The sequence below is a fragment of the Parapedobacter sp. genome (genome assembly GCF_053550995.1).
The window spans coordinates 1-14,646 of record NZ_JBMQOC010000021.1; the positions used below are offsets into that span (position 1 = coordinate 1).

The following is a 14,646-nucleotide window of genomic DNA, read 5'->3' on the forward strand; positions in this document are numbered from 1 at the left end:
GCCAGCGTCTGCATCGTGGGGACACATACGCTACGCCAGGCGCTAAACGCGTCGGAATTCCTCAAGCGGGCAGAGAAAGTTATCCCCTACCCGATTGAAATCATCTCCGGCAACGAAGAAGCGCGACTGATCTTTATGGGGGTTGAACACACACAGCCAGAAAAAGGCCGCAAGCTGGTGATTGATATCGGCGGTGGTACGACCGAAATCGCAGTCATTGCATTATCCGGCATTGTCTGCGACCAGTCGATACGGGTGGCAGGCGACAACTTTGACTCCGATATCGTACAGTACATCCGCAGACAACATAACATCATGATTGGCGACCGCACAGCGGAAAAAATAAAAATCGAAGTAGGGTCTGCCCTTCCGGAGCTGCAGGAGCCGCCATCCGATTTTGCCGTGCAGGGCCGCGACCTGATGACCGGCGTACCTAAACAGATCACGGTATCTTACACCGAAATAGCTCATTGCTTGGATAAATCCATTTCTAAAATCGAAGAGGCAATCCTTAAGGCACTGGAAATCACGCCTCCCGAGCTGTCAGCCGATATTTACCAAACCGGCATCTACCTCACCGGAGGTGGCGCGCTGCTACGTGGATTGGACAAACGAATCCAAGCCAAAACGAAGCTGCCGGTACACGTAGCCGAAGACCCCTTGCGGGCGGTTGTGCGGGGAACGGGCATCGCCTTGAAAAACATCGGATCATTTAAGTTTTTGATGCAATAGCAATCGCCCATTGTTTGCCATTCGTGCATTTTCGAAGGCAAAAGCAGTGATAAGGAGCAAAAAATAAAACGCAAATAGCAAAAAAGCAGCAAATGAATGAAGAACCTTTGGCTCATTCTTACTAAGTATAATGCTTTCTTCTTTTTCGTACTCTTCTTCGCGTTTGCCGTATACCTCGTCATCCAGAATAATTCATTCCAGCGAGCGTCTGCCCTCAATTCATCCAATGAGTTCATTGGCTCGGCATATGCCCGCATCAACGCCTGGCAAAGCTACCTACACCTCCGGGAAGTAAACGAACAACTAGCCCGGGAAAATGCCGGCCTGCGGGAGCAGCTGCAACTTCTCGCTGTTCCCGATAGCGTGGCCGGCGGCACCGTTGCCGACAGTGCAGGAAACATCCAATACCGCTACGTGGTGGCCAAGGTGACCAATAACAGCATCCATCAGAAAAACAATTACATCACGCTGGATAAAGGCCGTAAGCAAGGCATCGAAAAAGGCATGGGGGTAATTACCTCCAACGGAATCGTGGGCATCGTGTTGAATGTTTCAGAACATTTTTCCACGGTACAGTCGCTGCTCCACAGTGAGACCCGCGTCAGTGCCGCGCTGGAAGACAGTGGCGCGTTCGGTTCACTGATGTGGGGCGATAGTTATGATGCCCAGGTGGGTGTACTCAAAGACATTCCCAACCACGTGAAAGTGCGGGAAGGCGAGCAGGTATTTACCTCCGGATTCTCGCTGTTTCCTCCCGGAATATTGGTAGGCCAAGTGATGCGGATGGGCACATCAGGTGGCGATAGTTTCCTTGACATCCATGTCAAGTTCAGCACGCAGTTCCACAACCTGCGTCAGGTATACGTGGTCGTCGATATGCTCGCCAACGAAAAGGAAGTACTGGAATCTCAAAGCGAAAACGATGGCTAAGGTGCTTACATTCAATATTATTCGCTTTTTCGTACTCGTGGCATTGCAAGTATTCCTATTCAAGAATATGGGGTATTATAACTTAGCCACCCCCTTTCCCTATATTTTGTTTGTGTTGCTTCTTCCGGTGGGCGTCCCCAACTTTATCCTCTATGCATTCGCTTTCCTTACGGGTATCACTGTCGATGGATTTTACGACACCCTTGGCGTCAACGCCGCCGCGTGCGTAGCCCTGGCATGGGGCCGTATCCTTTTTATACGCGTCACCCTGCAAAGCGACCAGCACGAGAATTATATGACGCCCGCCCTTGGAACGGTACCGTTCCGCTGGTTTTTCCTTTATGTGTTTGTACTCACCCTATTCCACCACTCGGTATTATTCATGCTGGAAACATTCACATTCCATCAATTCCAATACACCATTACCCGTATCTTATTAAGTTGTATATTTACCGTCGTTATCATTTTATTGTTCAGTCTGCTTTTTTACCGGAAAAAACAACGTTAAGACAAAGCAGCCGCCAAGGCATATCCACATAAATGAACGCATTTTTTGAGCGAAAATACATTATCCAGGGTATATTCATCGCCGTGGCCATCATCATCGCGTCGCGATTGTTTTACCTTCAGATCATAGACGACAGTTACTTGTTGTCAGCTAACAACAATGTACTGCGCAAGATGGTTATCTACCCCGCGCGAGGGGTCATTCTCGACCGCAACGGCCAAGTGCTTGTACAGAATGAACCGGTTTACGATCTTTTGGTGACACCTCGGGAAGTCAAAGACCTCGATACGGCATTACTGTGCGAACTGGTTGGCATTGATCGGGAAGGTTTCGAAAAACGCATGAAAACCGCCCGTGACTATTCACCATACAAAGCATCCCAGTTCGAAAAACAGATCCCTTCAACGGCTTATGCCAAGTTGCAGGAACATTTGTATAAATTTCGTGGGTTCTACGTACAGAACCGGACGGTACGCAGCTATCCCGATAGCATTGCCGCCCAGTTCCTTGGCTATATACAAGAAGTCAACGACCGCGACATTGAGCGTTCCAACGGCTTTTATCGGCCGGGTGATTACATCGGGGCCAGTGGTGTGGAGCGCGCGTATGAGGAACTCCTCAGGGGGCAGCGCGGTGTGAAAAACGTGATGGTCGATGCATTCAACCGACCCCAAGGTTCATTTGCCGATGGCAAATACGATACCTTAGCCATCGCGGGAGACGGCCTGGTGTCGTCATTGGACAAAGAGCTCCAGATCCTTGCCGAGAAATTGATGCGCAACAAGATCGGTAGCGTGGTGGCCATCGAGCCAGCCACCGGCGAGATCCTCACGTTTGTAAGCAGTCCAAGCTACGACCCCAATATGATGGTGGGTCGAGAGCGGGGCAACAACTACATGAAATTGCTGTACGACCCTTACAAGCCGATGTTCATCCGTCCCATCCAAGCCCAGTATCCACCAGGGTCAGTGTTCAAGGTGGTAAGCGCCCTCACCGCCCAGCAAGCCGGTGTGATCGAAGCAAGCACCATTTTCCATTGCCCAGGCGGGTATCGTTATGGCGGCGGGCGGGCCGTCATGCGCTGTACGCACGTAGATGGTTCTATACCCTTGGTCACCGCCATCCAGCGGTCGTGCAACACCTATTTCGGTTACACTTATGCCCGCATGATCGACCATCGCAATAATTTACCTTCCACTGAAGCGTACACCCTGTGGCGTGACGCGACCATGAAATTCGGGATCGGGCAAGAGCTCGGGATCGACTTGCCGGGCGAACAGGATGGCCTATTGCCTACGGCCGATTACTATACCAAGCACTATGGAAACGCACGGTGGGGATCGGGCTATAATATATCACTGTCTATCGGCCAAGGAGAAATGGGTATTACTCCCCTCCAGATGGCCAACATCATGGCCATTGTAGCCAACCGTGGTTTTTATTACCGACCGCATCTCATCAAAGCCATCGGCGAAAAGAAAATCGTCAAGCCCGAATATGCTGAAAAGATATCGGCGGGGGTGGATGCAAAATATTATGAAGCGGTGGTAGAAGGGTTGAGCCGAGCGGTGAACATGCCGGGCGGCACGGGGTATTCGGTGCGGATTGCCGATATCGAAATGTGCGGGAAGACCGGCACTGCAGAGAACCCCCATGGTGAGGACCACGCAGTGTTCTTTGCCTTCGCCCCTCGCGAAAACCCCAAAATAGCCATTGCCGTAGTGGTCGAAAATGCAGGATATGGCGGTGTTTGGGCTGGGCCAATTGCCAGTATGTTGGTAGAGCAATACCTAAAAGACACCATCACGCTACCCAAATACATCCAGGATCGCATACATAACGCCGACCTGTTGCCTAAAGTGGAGTCGGAAGAACCAACGGAATCGGTCAAAGCCGCACCCAAACGGTCTGCAGACCCAAGGAAAGAACCGGAGGAGGTCGAAGCATGAGTCATCCACATCGTAATCGGTTCTTTGGCGGCGAAGTCGACTGGTTCACCGTATTATTGTGGCTAGTGCTCTGTATCATCGGGTGGTTCAATATCCATGCCGCCGTCTTTGACCCCCAACATCCGGGCCTGTTCAGCATGGAAACAAATTACGGCAAACAGTCGATATACATCTTTTCAGCCATGCTGCTTGCCGTGGTCATACTCATTGTAGATGCCAAATTTTACAGTTCCTTCTCCCCTGTTTTATATGCCATCACCATTCTTTTGCTTATCACGGTGCTTATCGTGGGGCGCAATGTGGGCGGAAACCAAGCATGGATCCCCATAGGTAGCTTCCGGCTACAGCCTTCCGAGTTTGCCAAACTGGCCACTTGTTTGCTCTTGGCACGATTCCTAAGCGCCCATAGCACCAAAACGCCCAACCTTAAAACGCTGTTCGCCGGCGCAGCTATTGTTGCGTTGCCTGTGATCCTCGTTCTACTTCAACCCGACACGGGGTCTGCGCTCGCTTTTTTTGCACTGGTATTCGTATTTTATCGGGAGGGATACATTTCCGGACCTTGGATGCTTTTCGGGGCACTGGCCATCGTACTCTTCGTACTCACCCTGGCATTCAGTCAATGGACGGTGATCATCGGGGTTGCCGTGGTCATTGGGTTGGGTATCTATTACTTCCGGAAGAAACGGAAAATCATCACCAGCCTGGCTGCCCTTTTTGTCATCGCAGCCGCATATGTGCTTTGCGTGGAATTTGTTTACCAAAATGTATTGCAATCGCACCAACGCAACCGTATCGACGTTATATTGGGCAAAATTGACGACCCCCGGGGGCAAGGCTATAACCTCAACCAATCCATGATTGCCATTGGGTCCGGCCAGTTCTGGGGGAAAGGCTACTTACAGGGCACACAGACCAAGTATAATTTCGTACCTGAGCAAAGTACCGACTTCATCTTCTGTACCGTGGGTGAAGAATGGGGGTTCGTGGGATCCATGGTAGTCATCGGCATTTACCTAACCCTGCTGCTTCGCGTAGTCAATATCGCCGAGCGCCAGCGCACCGCCTTCGCACGCATCTACGCGTATGGCGTGGCCAGTATCCTCTTTTTCCATTTTGCCATCAATATCGGCATGACCATCGGCATTGTTCCCATTATCGGTATTCCTTTGCCGTTTATCAGCTATGGTGGTTCCTCTTTGTGGAGTTTTACCATCCTGCTTTTTATCATGCTCAAATTCGATGCAAATAAAAAAGGGATTGCTTAAACCCAGAATATCCATCAGCATTTCCATTACAAACTGAAACTGCTTCCTATTTTGCGGCCAAGTGTGCGGAGGCAGCGGGGACTTTATTGCGGTTACAGCACACATCACGAAAGCTAATGAATAGTTTGGGAAACCATCAGGCAACAAAATATAGGACAAAGGCTAAAAGCTAACGGTAAAAGATTACAAGGGTAAAATACCAAATGCGTGGCCCCCGGGGAAGGGGGCGCTACGCAAATGGCTGCACACATGAATGACGACAAATTTAGGAGATTTTTAACAAACTCCTAATTTTTTTGTGATTTTTTTATTTTTATTTTCACTCCACTATAAATCTTCCTGTTCGTCAACGGGTACACTACGAATAAAGTCGTCATAATAAGGGTTATCCTGATTAGAATAGGTGCCGTAAGCATTCACCAAAAAGCCGCGCCGACCATCGTCCGAACGAATCGCATAGACCACGGACATATCGGCCGGATCGGATTCACCTTCAAAACGGTAAACTTTCACAATCGTGAGTTGGCTGGGGGGATATAATTGTCCACCATCTTCAAAACGAGCCCCCTTACCGGTGATCACTAATTCACGGCCGTAACCTTTTTCTTCCAACCGCACAATTACCCGGGATAGCGGCGTCATGGGTTTGGGCATATTCATAGCATTTCTTTTATGGATACAACAAGGGAAGAACAAGAATGTTTATTGGAAATTCCTCCCTTTGTGGAATATTCCGGCAGCATCCCTCCCTTCGGGGGTGCCCAGCTTGCGCAACCAGGGATTCAGGTTGGTGCAATGATTCACGATGACATGGATCACCTCACCTTCCATCTGCAGCCTACCTGCCACCAGCAGAAGGCGCGATTGCAGGATTTCGCGGCGGTACTTCTCGAACATGAGACCCCACACCACGAGGTTGGCAAAACCGGTTTCGTCTTCGATGGTAACGAACAGTACCCCCTTGGCGGTACCTGGCCGTTGCCGCACGGTGATCAATCCGCATACCTTCACAAACATCCCATCTTTCATGGCGGACAATCTGCCTGTGGGCGCCACGCGTAGCAGGTCCAGCTTTTCACGCAGGAAACTCACGGGATGGGCCTTGATCGATAGCCCTGTATGGGCATAATCCTGCACTACATGTTCACCCTGCGTCATCAGCGGCAACGCAATCTGGTCCTCTTTGGTACATTCCGACGGTTGGCCGGCAAACAGGGCAACGGGTCTATCCTTTAACGCCGAGATTATCCACAGGGCCTGCCTGCGGTCAAACCCCATCGAACGGAACGCATCCGCATCGGCCAGCCACTCCATGGCTGCCAGCGAAACGCCGGCATCGGCCAATGCAGTGAGTGTGGTATACCCGTCCCCACGGCGGTTGACCAATAATTCGCTGTCTTCCTCGGACAGCCCCTTCACCTGCCGGAAGCCCAGGCGCAGGGCGTGGTGTTCCACACCGAATTCACCTTCGAGCGTGTGGTCCCAACGGGAATGGTTTACATCCACAGGCCGCACCTCAATGCCATGCTTCTGGGCGTCGATGATGATCTGTGCAGGCTGGTAAAAGCCCATGGGCTGGCTATTGAGCAGGGATGCCGCGAAAATATCCGGATAATAGCATTTGAGCCACGAGGATATGTAGACCAACAGGGCGAAGGAAGCGGCGTGGCTCTCGGGGAAGCCATAGCTGCCGAAACCTTCCAGCTGCTTGAATACGCGGTTGGCGAACTCCTCCGTATATCCCTTCTTCACCATACCGGTTACCATCTTTTCATGGAATGCGGAAACCTGTCCCTTGGCCTTGAAGGTGGCCATGCTACGCCGGAGTTCATCGGCCTCCGCAGCCGTAAACTCCGCGGCGACAATGGCGATTTCCATGGCCTGTTCCTGGAATAAGGGCACGCCTTCTGTCTTTTCCAGGATGCCCCTGATTTCTTCCGAGGGATAATCTACCGGTTCCTCTTTGTTGCGCCGCCGCAGGTAAGGGTGCACCATATCGCCCTGTATCGGCCCGGGCCGTACGATGGCCACCTCGATGACCAAGTCGTAAAATGTGCGGGGTCTCAGCCGTGGCAGCATGGACATCTGGGCACGGCTTTCGATCTGGAATACGCCAAGCGTGTCGGCACGGCAGATCATGTCGTACACTTCCGATTTGTCCTGAGGGACGTTGGCCAGTGTGAGGTCACGACCGTAATGCTGTTTGACCAACTCGAACGCCTTGCGGATGCAGGTGAGCATGCCGAGCCCCAGCACATCGACCTTCAGGAACCCGAGGGCTTCGAGATCATCCTTGTTCCATTCGAGGTTCGTGCGGTCTTCCATCCGGGCATTGATGATGGGGCATAGCTCGTCCAGTCGGCCCTGCGTGATGACAAAGCCACCGGTATGCTGCCCCAGTTGGCGGGGGAAGCCACTATATTGGTCAATGAGCTGCAGCACCTTCCGCAGGTATGGGTCGCGGGGATTGAATCCCTGCTCGGCAAGCAATTGCTCGTCGATATAATTATCCCAATGGCTGCTGACCGTGCCGGCGAGATGCCCCACGGCATCCAACGACAGCCCCATCGCTTTGCCCACATCACGCGCGGCACCCCGGGCATGTACATGCGTTACCGTAGCCACGATGGCCGCCCGGTCGCGGGTATACTTTTCGTAGATGTATTGGATAACCTCCTCCCTCCTTTCGTGCTCGAAATCCACGTCGATATCGGGCGGTTCGTCGCGGGCATCCGACATAAACCGGGCAAACAGCAATCGGGTTTTGGCCGGATTGACCGACGTAATTTCCAAACAATAGCATACGGTGGAATTGGCGGCAGACCCCCGCCCCTGGCAGAGGATATCGCGCGAGCGCGCAAACTGCACATAATCGTATACCGTCAGGAAATAGGAAGCATAGTTTTTCCGGGCGATGAAGGCCAGTTCCATGGCAATGGATTCCCGCACGTTATCCGGGATACCTTCCGGATATCGCTTTGCAGCACCTTCCCACGTCAGCCGGGTGAGCTCCTCCTGTGGTATACGCCCCTCGGGCACCAATTCTTCGGGGTATACGTATTGCAGTTCCTTCAGCGAAAACTGGCAAGCGTCGGCAATGGCCGCCGCGTTCCGGATGGCTTCGGGATATTGCCTGAACAGGCGCTCCATCTCGTCGGGGGATTTCATATAGCGCTCCGCATTGGGATGCAGGCGGTAGCCCGCGGTCTGGATGGTGCATTTCTCCCGGATGCAGGTCAGCACGTCCTGCAATTCCCGCCGCTCCGGCACGTGGTAATGTACATCATTGAGGGCTACCATAGGCATATCCAGCGCTGTGCACAATTGGTGGATCCGGAACAGCTTCTTGGCGTCGTCGCCCGTATAAGTACGCACGGCACCGAGGCAGAAAGCGCTGCCCAGTGCCTCGCGGTAAGCCGTGATGTGCCGCACATAATCCGGTTCCAGTTCAAACGCGGGCGTCAGGTTATCGGGCGGCACAGCGATGAAGCACATGCCTTCGCCATGTTCGAATACATCTGCTTTGTGCAGGCGGCATTGCCCCTTCTCGGCCCGGCGGTTACCCTTGGTAAGCAGCCGGGAGAGCCGCCCGTAGGCGTCGCGGTCGGTCGGATAAGCCAGCAAGCTGGGTCCATCCATGAGGTCGAGCCGGCAACCCGGGATAAGGCGTATGCTGTGCTTCTCGGCCGCCACATGTGCCCGCACGATGCCCGCGAAGCTATTACGATCCGTAATGGCCACGGCGCGGTAACCCAATGCCGCAGCCCGCTCCACCAGTTCATCGGGGTGCGAGGCCCCGCGGAGGAAGCTGAAATTCGTCGTTACCTGCAATTCCACATAGGTCATGCGTGCGCCTTTTTTAAGCAAAAAAACCGTGTAGAAACCATTGCTGCGGGCTATCATCACCATAATGCCCCATGCGGAAAAGCCAGTACCGCCTTCCCTGATCATCTTCGACGCAGTAATAGTCCCGGTGTTCACCGGGGTCCATCCACCATTCGCGTTCGATGCGTTCCAATGCATCAGCCCGCCTGATGGGATGCGCCGCACCCCTATAACGGAACAGCATCGGCGGATAATCCGGTATAGGTGCCGTTACTTCGATGGGTTCGGGTTTGGCCAATAGCCGTGTGGGTCTCGGCCTATCGGTGTTCCAGCCGATGGGTGGTAGCTCCGTGATGGAGGAAGCCTCACGGAATGACCGCTCGGGCCAATGGTGCTCATCGGGCACATAGCGCGAGATTACCCGTATCCCGGCCCGACCTTTCAGCCGGTCAATGAGTTCGGGCAGGGCCGTACCTTCAAGCCCCTTGACATGGCCCCACAATGCTTCCTGCACCGGGTCGGCATCCTCAACGCCCGATGCTTCCAACACAAATAACTCGATGCCTAGCGCCGGCTCGATCTGGGGCACTTTCAGCCCGAACAGTTTTACCAGGTGTGGTATGCTGGCCGTGGCGCGGCTGGTGGTAATCCCCACCTGTACCACCTTGCCGTCTACGCGGTAGCCCATAAGGCGCGCCGCACGCAGGCCTTTACCCTCGCCCGTGAGCCTCCTGCATAGTGGTTCCAACAACCGCTGTACCGCAACCTCCACCCCCGTTGCCGTACGGATGGGCTCCAGGCAGGGCAGGCGCTCCACGTAGGGCGGTATGGGCCTAAGGGGCACGACTGGCTCCTCCTCATGGCCCAACGCCTGCCGGAGCCGTCGGGGCAGACCTTCGCCGAAACGTCTCCGCAGCACGGACGGCGGCATGTGCATAAAGCTGTCGATGGTACGCAACCCCAGTTTGTGCAGCTTCGCCGTCACTTCCGGCTCCAGCCGGAGTGCTACGGGAGGCAGGCCCCTGAGCACATGGGCCTCTTCCCCGCTGTGGACAATGGGCGTTTCGCGGCCAAAACGGGCCACCGCCCAGGCTGCGCCAATAGTGCCGGCAACGGCCATCCGAACATGGAAACCACGTGACCGCAGCCGGCCCACGATATCTTTGAGATACCGGCGTTCACCGCCCCATAAATGGGCGCAACCACTGATATCGAGGATCAGGCTGTCGGGTGGCTCCACCGCCACGGTGGGCGTATAGCGGATACACCATAAACCAAGTACCTTCAGCAACCTAGCGGCCATTCCCGGTCGTTCGTCGGCCACCTCCAATACAGGCAGAAACGCCATGGCATCGGCCACCACCATCCCACGGGCAACGCCCTGCGCTTCAGCTATGGCATTTGCTTCGGTGATGACCATACGGCCATGCACCGGCGCCGCCAACGCAAAGGGCACCGCACGTAAATCGGGTCTACGGATGGCATGCCTGTCTGTCGTTAAGTAACGGAACCAAATCGATGCGAAACGTTTTTCCATCTCAACTTATTTTTTTCATCCGGTTGGGTACAGGGGTCTTGCGTTCGGACCGCCCAATGGGTACGAAACGGCCTTCGGCCCACTCCAGCTGCCAGCAGCCAGGGTTACCGTTGCGGACTTTCAGCAATTCCACCTCCCACCGGGGAAAACCCACTCCTGGCAGGCCATCTTCCAGTAGGCTTGGCAGCGGCGCGATGCGCCAACGGGCGGCACAGGCCGTGGCACCAACGATACGGGGGTTGTTCCGCAGCATCAACCCGGTTACCCGGCTTTTCTCGACAGCCAGTTGCAACCTGCGCGACTGGGCAAAGTCCATCTCCTGCAGTTCGGCCACCACAGCCGACAGGCCACTGCATTTGAGGGCCTCCTCGGCGGCCCACAGCACATCCCGCTCCCGTGCTCCGTCTACGAAAACGATGCGGTCTGGCCGTACGCCGAACGTGCCCAGGGAAGGCGGAAAAAGCATCCTTGACGCACTGATCCAGAGGCAAACTCCATCACCACCCATGAGTGCCGCCAACAACCCGCCCATGAAGCCACTGGTGGCCGCACTTTCTTCCCTGCATCTGCAGATAAACTCATGGACACCGAAGGACGGGAAAGCGGCATGGGGAAAGGCATCCTCCACCGGGCCAAGACCGATCCGCGCCGCCCCACCACCATCAGGCGGGATAAATCCCTGCAAGCACAGGATATCCTGCTTAAGCCGGTTTACGATCTCATGTGTGTTTTCATCTACAGCTGCCATGTTGTACCAAAATGGGGACACCAAAGATATGACTAATATTTTTAGTAATCAAATTTATCGCTCTCGGTCGCTATCCTAATTCGGTTCTCCACCGGCTACGATGAGCTGACAGTGCAGGGCAGATCATTTGCGGATGGAAAAAAGTGACCGATAGGGTTTGCTGGTTGGTGATGGTTTCTCCGATTTATTAGTATCTTCATCGCGTCTAACAAATTGTTTATTTTACATTTTACGAAGGTTATGAAAACAACACTGATGATCGCTGCTACGCTTGCAACAGCGGTATGTGCCTGTACGAATGCGGGGCAGTCGACAAAAACGCCAACACCAGAATGGATACAACTTTTCAACGGGAAGGACCTTAACGACTGGACCGTTAAAATAGCCAAACATGAGGTTGGCGAAAACTATGCGAATACGTTCCGCGTGGAGGACGGCCTCATGAAAGTCCGTTACGACGGCTATACGGATTTCGATTTTCAATACGGCCACATCCACTACAACACCCCCTACTCGGCCTATCTCCTCCGTGTGGAATACCGTTTTACAGGAGAACAGGCACCGGGTGGCGAAGGCTGGGCATGGCGCAACAGCGGGGCCATGCTCCACGGACAAGACCCGCAGACCATGTTAAAGGATCAGGATTTCCCTATTTCCATCGAAGGCCAGCTGCTTGGTGGTGACGGCACCAACGAACGGACCACGAGCAACTTATGTACACCGGGCACAAACGTATTGATGGAAAAAGATGGGGAGCTTTTTACCCCACATTGTACCAACTCCACGTCCAAGACATACCATGGCGACCAATGGGTAACCGCCGAATTCTTGGTATTGGCCGACTCGGTGGTACACCACATCGTCGAGGGCGACACGGTGCTAACGTATTTTAAACCTCAAATTGGTGGTGGTAGCGTATCCAATTATGACCCTGCGATAAAACAAGATGGAAAGGTGCTCAAAAGCGGTTACATTTCCCTGCAGAGCGAGAGTCACCCCATTGATTTCCGCAAAGTGGAACTGCTCGACCTGGAACCGTACCTGCACGACCAAGCGAAATTACAGCAAGTACTGGAAGCAGCGCGTAATAAGGGTTAAGAAAAAACAAATAAGCACCATGAAAAAAGCCGCTCTGCAATTGCAGGGCGGCTTTTCGCTTATTGTATCTGTAGTATTTATTATGACAAGCTGTTCACAAGTTTAGTCAACTTCGATTTGTTATTTGAAGCTTTGTTCTTGTGGATGACGTTTTTCTTGGCCAAGCGGTCCAGCATGGAAATCACACGCGGCAATAGCGTTTTCGCTTCAGTCGCATCGGTGGTATTACGTAATTTCTTGATTGCATTACGGGTTGTCTTCGCTTGGTAACGGTTTCTCAAACGCTTCGCAGCGCTGGAACGGATTCTCTTAAGTGATGATTTATGATTTGCCATTTATATGAGCTAAATTTTCCTATCAATTTTCAGTCCGCAAAGTTACTACTTCTTTTTAATATTCAAAACAAATACAGCAAAATTTGAAACGGCTACTTTCGCTATCTTTGCCCCATGCGGAAATAGGCAAGCATGAATATTCGATATGGCCAACAAAGATAAATTATATGCATATAAAACTATCTACGGATGAGTTGAAACGCCCTTCTATCGAGGCGTTCAAGAAACAAGCAAAACTCCCGGTTACCTTAGTGCTCGACAATGTCCGCAGCATGCACAACGTCGGTTCGGCATTCCGCACCGCCGACGCATTCGCGTTGGAAGAGGTGATTTTATGTGGCATTACAGGCACCCCGCCCCATCGCGAAATTGAAAAAACGGCACTCGGTGCTACGCAATCTGTCGCTTGGCAACATATTGCTGACACGGTGCAAGCCATCCACCAGCTTCGGGATAAAGGCTACCGCATCGTGGCCGTTGAACAAGCCGTGGGTAGCTGCGCATTGCATCAATTCACTCCGATCCCTACTGAAAAATATGCACTGATCTTCGGAAACGAGGTGCACGGCGTCTCGGACGAAGTGATGGCACGGGTAGACAGCTGCATCGAAATCCCCCAAGCGGGCACCAAGCATTCCCTCAACATCGCCGTGTCGGTAGGAATCGTGTTGTGGGCATGTTATGCCAAATTACAGCTTGGCACCTCAGCATCCTGAAATTTGCTTTGCGCATACGGCCATCAGCTTGCATATCAACGCAATTTTATCTAAGTTTGCGGTGCAAAAAACCAGAACAATGAGTGTACTAGTAAATAAGGACTCAAAAGTAATCGTACAGGGGTTCACGGGCAACGAAGGCACGTACCATGCTTCTCAAATGATTGAATACGGCACGGATGTGGTCGGTGGTGTCACTCCCGGCAAAGGTGGCCAAACGCATCTCGAGCGACCTGTATTCAATACGGTTGCAGACGCTGTTGAGAAAACCGGTGCCAACGTATCGATTATTTTCGTTCCACCAGCATTTGCCGCAGATGCCATTATGGAAGCAGCGGCAGCGGGCATTGCCGTCATCGTCTGTATTACGGAAGGCATTCCTACAAAAGATATGATTCAGGTAAAGTCTTACCTGAGCGATAAAAACGCGCGACTTATCGGCCCGAATTGCCCCGGCATCATCACTGCCGACGAAGCGAAGATCGGCATCATGCCAGGCTTCATCTTCAAAAAAGGCTCCGTAGGCATTGTATCCAAGTCGGGCACGCTTACCTATGAAGCCGTGGACCAGACGGTCAAAGCCGGATTGGGCATCACAACAGCCATTGGCATTGGTGGCGATCCCATCATCGGCACCACAACCAAAGAAGCCGTTGAGCTGCTCATGAATGACCCAGAAACGGAGGGCATTATCGTAATCGGTGAAATCGGTGGCGGTATGGAAGCTGAGGCAGCACGCTGGATCAAGGAAAACGGCACGAAGCCGGTAGTCGGGTTCATTGCTGGCCAAACGGCGCCTCCGGGACGCCGCATGGGCCACGCCGGCGCGATTGTGGGTGGCGCCGACGATACAGCCGCCGCCAAGATGAAAATCATGCGCGAATGTGGGATCCGTGTAGTCGAATCACCCGCCGAAATCGGTAAAGCCATGGCCGAGGAATTGGGAGTAAACGCCTAACACAGAACATCCCGAAATACAAATGGCGCCGGAGGGAAACTT

Annotated in this window: 13 protein-coding genes; 8 read left to right on the top strand and 5 right to left on the bottom strand. The window is 53.1% G+C overall.

Annotated features, from left to right (window positions below; genetic code table 11):
- From ACO1NT_RS03015 to rodA, 5 genes are all read left to right on the top strand, one after another.
- Nucleotides 1-732 (top strand): rod shape-determining protein (locus tag ACO1NT_RS03015; protein WP_449046917.1); only part of this gene is annotated, 732 nt, incomplete at its 5' end.
- A 96-nt stretch (nucleotides 733-828) separates the two neighbouring features.
- A complete protein-coding gene (gene mreC, locus ACO1NT_RS03020; RefSeq protein ID WP_449046918.1) occupies nucleotides 829-1,662 on the top strand; it encodes a rod shape-determining protein MreC in 834 nt (277 codons plus the stop codon).
- Nucleotides 1,655-2,170 carry a rod shape-determining protein MreD gene (locus tag ACO1NT_RS03025; RefSeq protein ID WP_449046919.1) on the top strand — a complete coding sequence of 172 codons (516 nt, stop codon included), beginning with the start codon at nucleotides 1,655-1,657 and terminating at the stop codon, nucleotides 2,168-2,170. The genes mreC and ACO1NT_RS03025 overlap by 8 nt, the downstream gene beginning before the upstream one ends.
- Nucleotides 2,171-2,202: 32 nt before the next feature.
- Nucleotides 2,203-4,119, top strand: a complete 1,917-nt coding sequence (gene mrdA / locus ACO1NT_RS03030) for a penicillin-binding protein 2 (protein WP_449046920.1) — start codon at nucleotides 2,203-2,205, stop codon at nucleotides 4,117-4,119.
- Complete coding sequence (rodA, locus tag ACO1NT_RS03035; RefSeq protein WP_449046921.1) at nucleotides 4,116-5,387, top strand: rod shape-determining protein RodA; 1,272 nt, start codon at nucleotides 4,116-4,118, stop codon at nucleotides 5,385-5,387. The genes mrdA and rodA overlap by 4 nt, the downstream gene beginning before the upstream one ends.
- Before the next feature lie 327 nt (nucleotides 5,388-5,714).
- On the opposite strand, the gene ACO1NT_RS03040 is transcribed toward rodA, so the two are convergent.
- From ACO1NT_RS03040 to ACO1NT_RS03055, 4 genes are read right to left on the bottom strand one after another with little or no spacing between them, the layout of a single operon-like run.
- The gene (locus tag ACO1NT_RS03040) at nucleotides 5,715-6,047 is read right to left on the bottom strand and encodes a hypothetical protein (protein WP_449046922.1); all 333 of its coding nucleotides are present in this window, start codon (nucleotides 6,045-6,047) and stop codon (nucleotides 5,715-5,717) included.
- A gap of 42 nt (nucleotides 6,048-6,089) precedes the next feature.
- Nucleotides 6,090-9,338, bottom strand: coding sequence for an error-prone DNA polymerase (locus ACO1NT_RS03045; protein WP_449046923.1), 3,249 nt, complete (start codon nucleotides 9,336-9,338; stop codon nucleotides 6,090-6,092).
- Entirely contained in the window at nucleotides 9,247-10,749 is a 1,503-nt protein-coding gene (locus ACO1NT_RS03050) for a Y-family DNA polymerase (RefSeq protein ID WP_449046924.1), read from the bottom strand. The genes ACO1NT_RS03045 and ACO1NT_RS03050 overlap by 92 nt, the downstream gene beginning before the upstream one ends.
- 1 nt (nucleotide 10,750) lies before the next feature.
- Nucleotides 10,751-11,497: an ImuA family protein gene (locus ACO1NT_RS03055; RefSeq protein ID WP_449046925.1), complete on the bottom strand. Its 747-nt coding sequence runs from the start codon at nucleotides 11,495-11,497 to the stop codon at nucleotides 10,751-10,753.
- A 240-nt stretch (nucleotides 11,498-11,737) separates the two neighbouring features.
- On the opposite strand from ACO1NT_RS03055, the gene ACO1NT_RS03060 reads away from it, so the two are divergent.
- Nucleotides 11,738-12,595 carry a 3-keto-disaccharide hydrolase gene (locus tag ACO1NT_RS03060; protein ID WP_449046926.1) on the top strand — a complete coding sequence of 286 codons (858 nt, stop codon included), beginning with the start codon at nucleotides 11,738-11,740 and terminating at the stop codon, nucleotides 12,593-12,595.
- An 80-nt stretch (nucleotides 12,596-12,675) separates the two neighbouring features.
- Here ACO1NT_RS03060 and rpsT read toward each other — a convergent pair whose 3' ends face one another.
- Nucleotides 12,676-12,930 (bottom strand): 30S ribosomal protein S20, encoded by a 255-nt coding sequence (rpsT, locus tag ACO1NT_RS03065; protein WP_449046927.1) that lies wholly within the window; start codon nucleotides 12,928-12,930, stop codon nucleotides 12,676-12,678.
- A 167-nt stretch (nucleotides 12,931-13,097) separates the two neighbouring features.
- On the opposite strand from rpsT, the gene ACO1NT_RS03070 reads away from it, so the two are divergent.
- Together ACO1NT_RS03070 and sucD are read left to right on the top strand one after the other, a co-directional pair.
- On the top strand, nucleotides 13,098-13,646 hold the full coding sequence (locus tag ACO1NT_RS03070; protein ID WP_449046928.1) for an RNA methyltransferase: 549 nt from the start codon (nucleotides 13,098-13,100) through the stop codon (nucleotides 13,644-13,646).
- Between the two features lie 79 nt (nucleotides 13,647-13,725).
- Entirely contained in the window at nucleotides 13,726-14,604 is an 879-nt protein-coding gene (gene sucD / locus ACO1NT_RS03075) for a succinate--CoA ligase subunit alpha (protein ID WP_449046929.1), read from the top strand.
- Nucleotides 14,605-14,646: the final 42 nt, after the last annotated feature.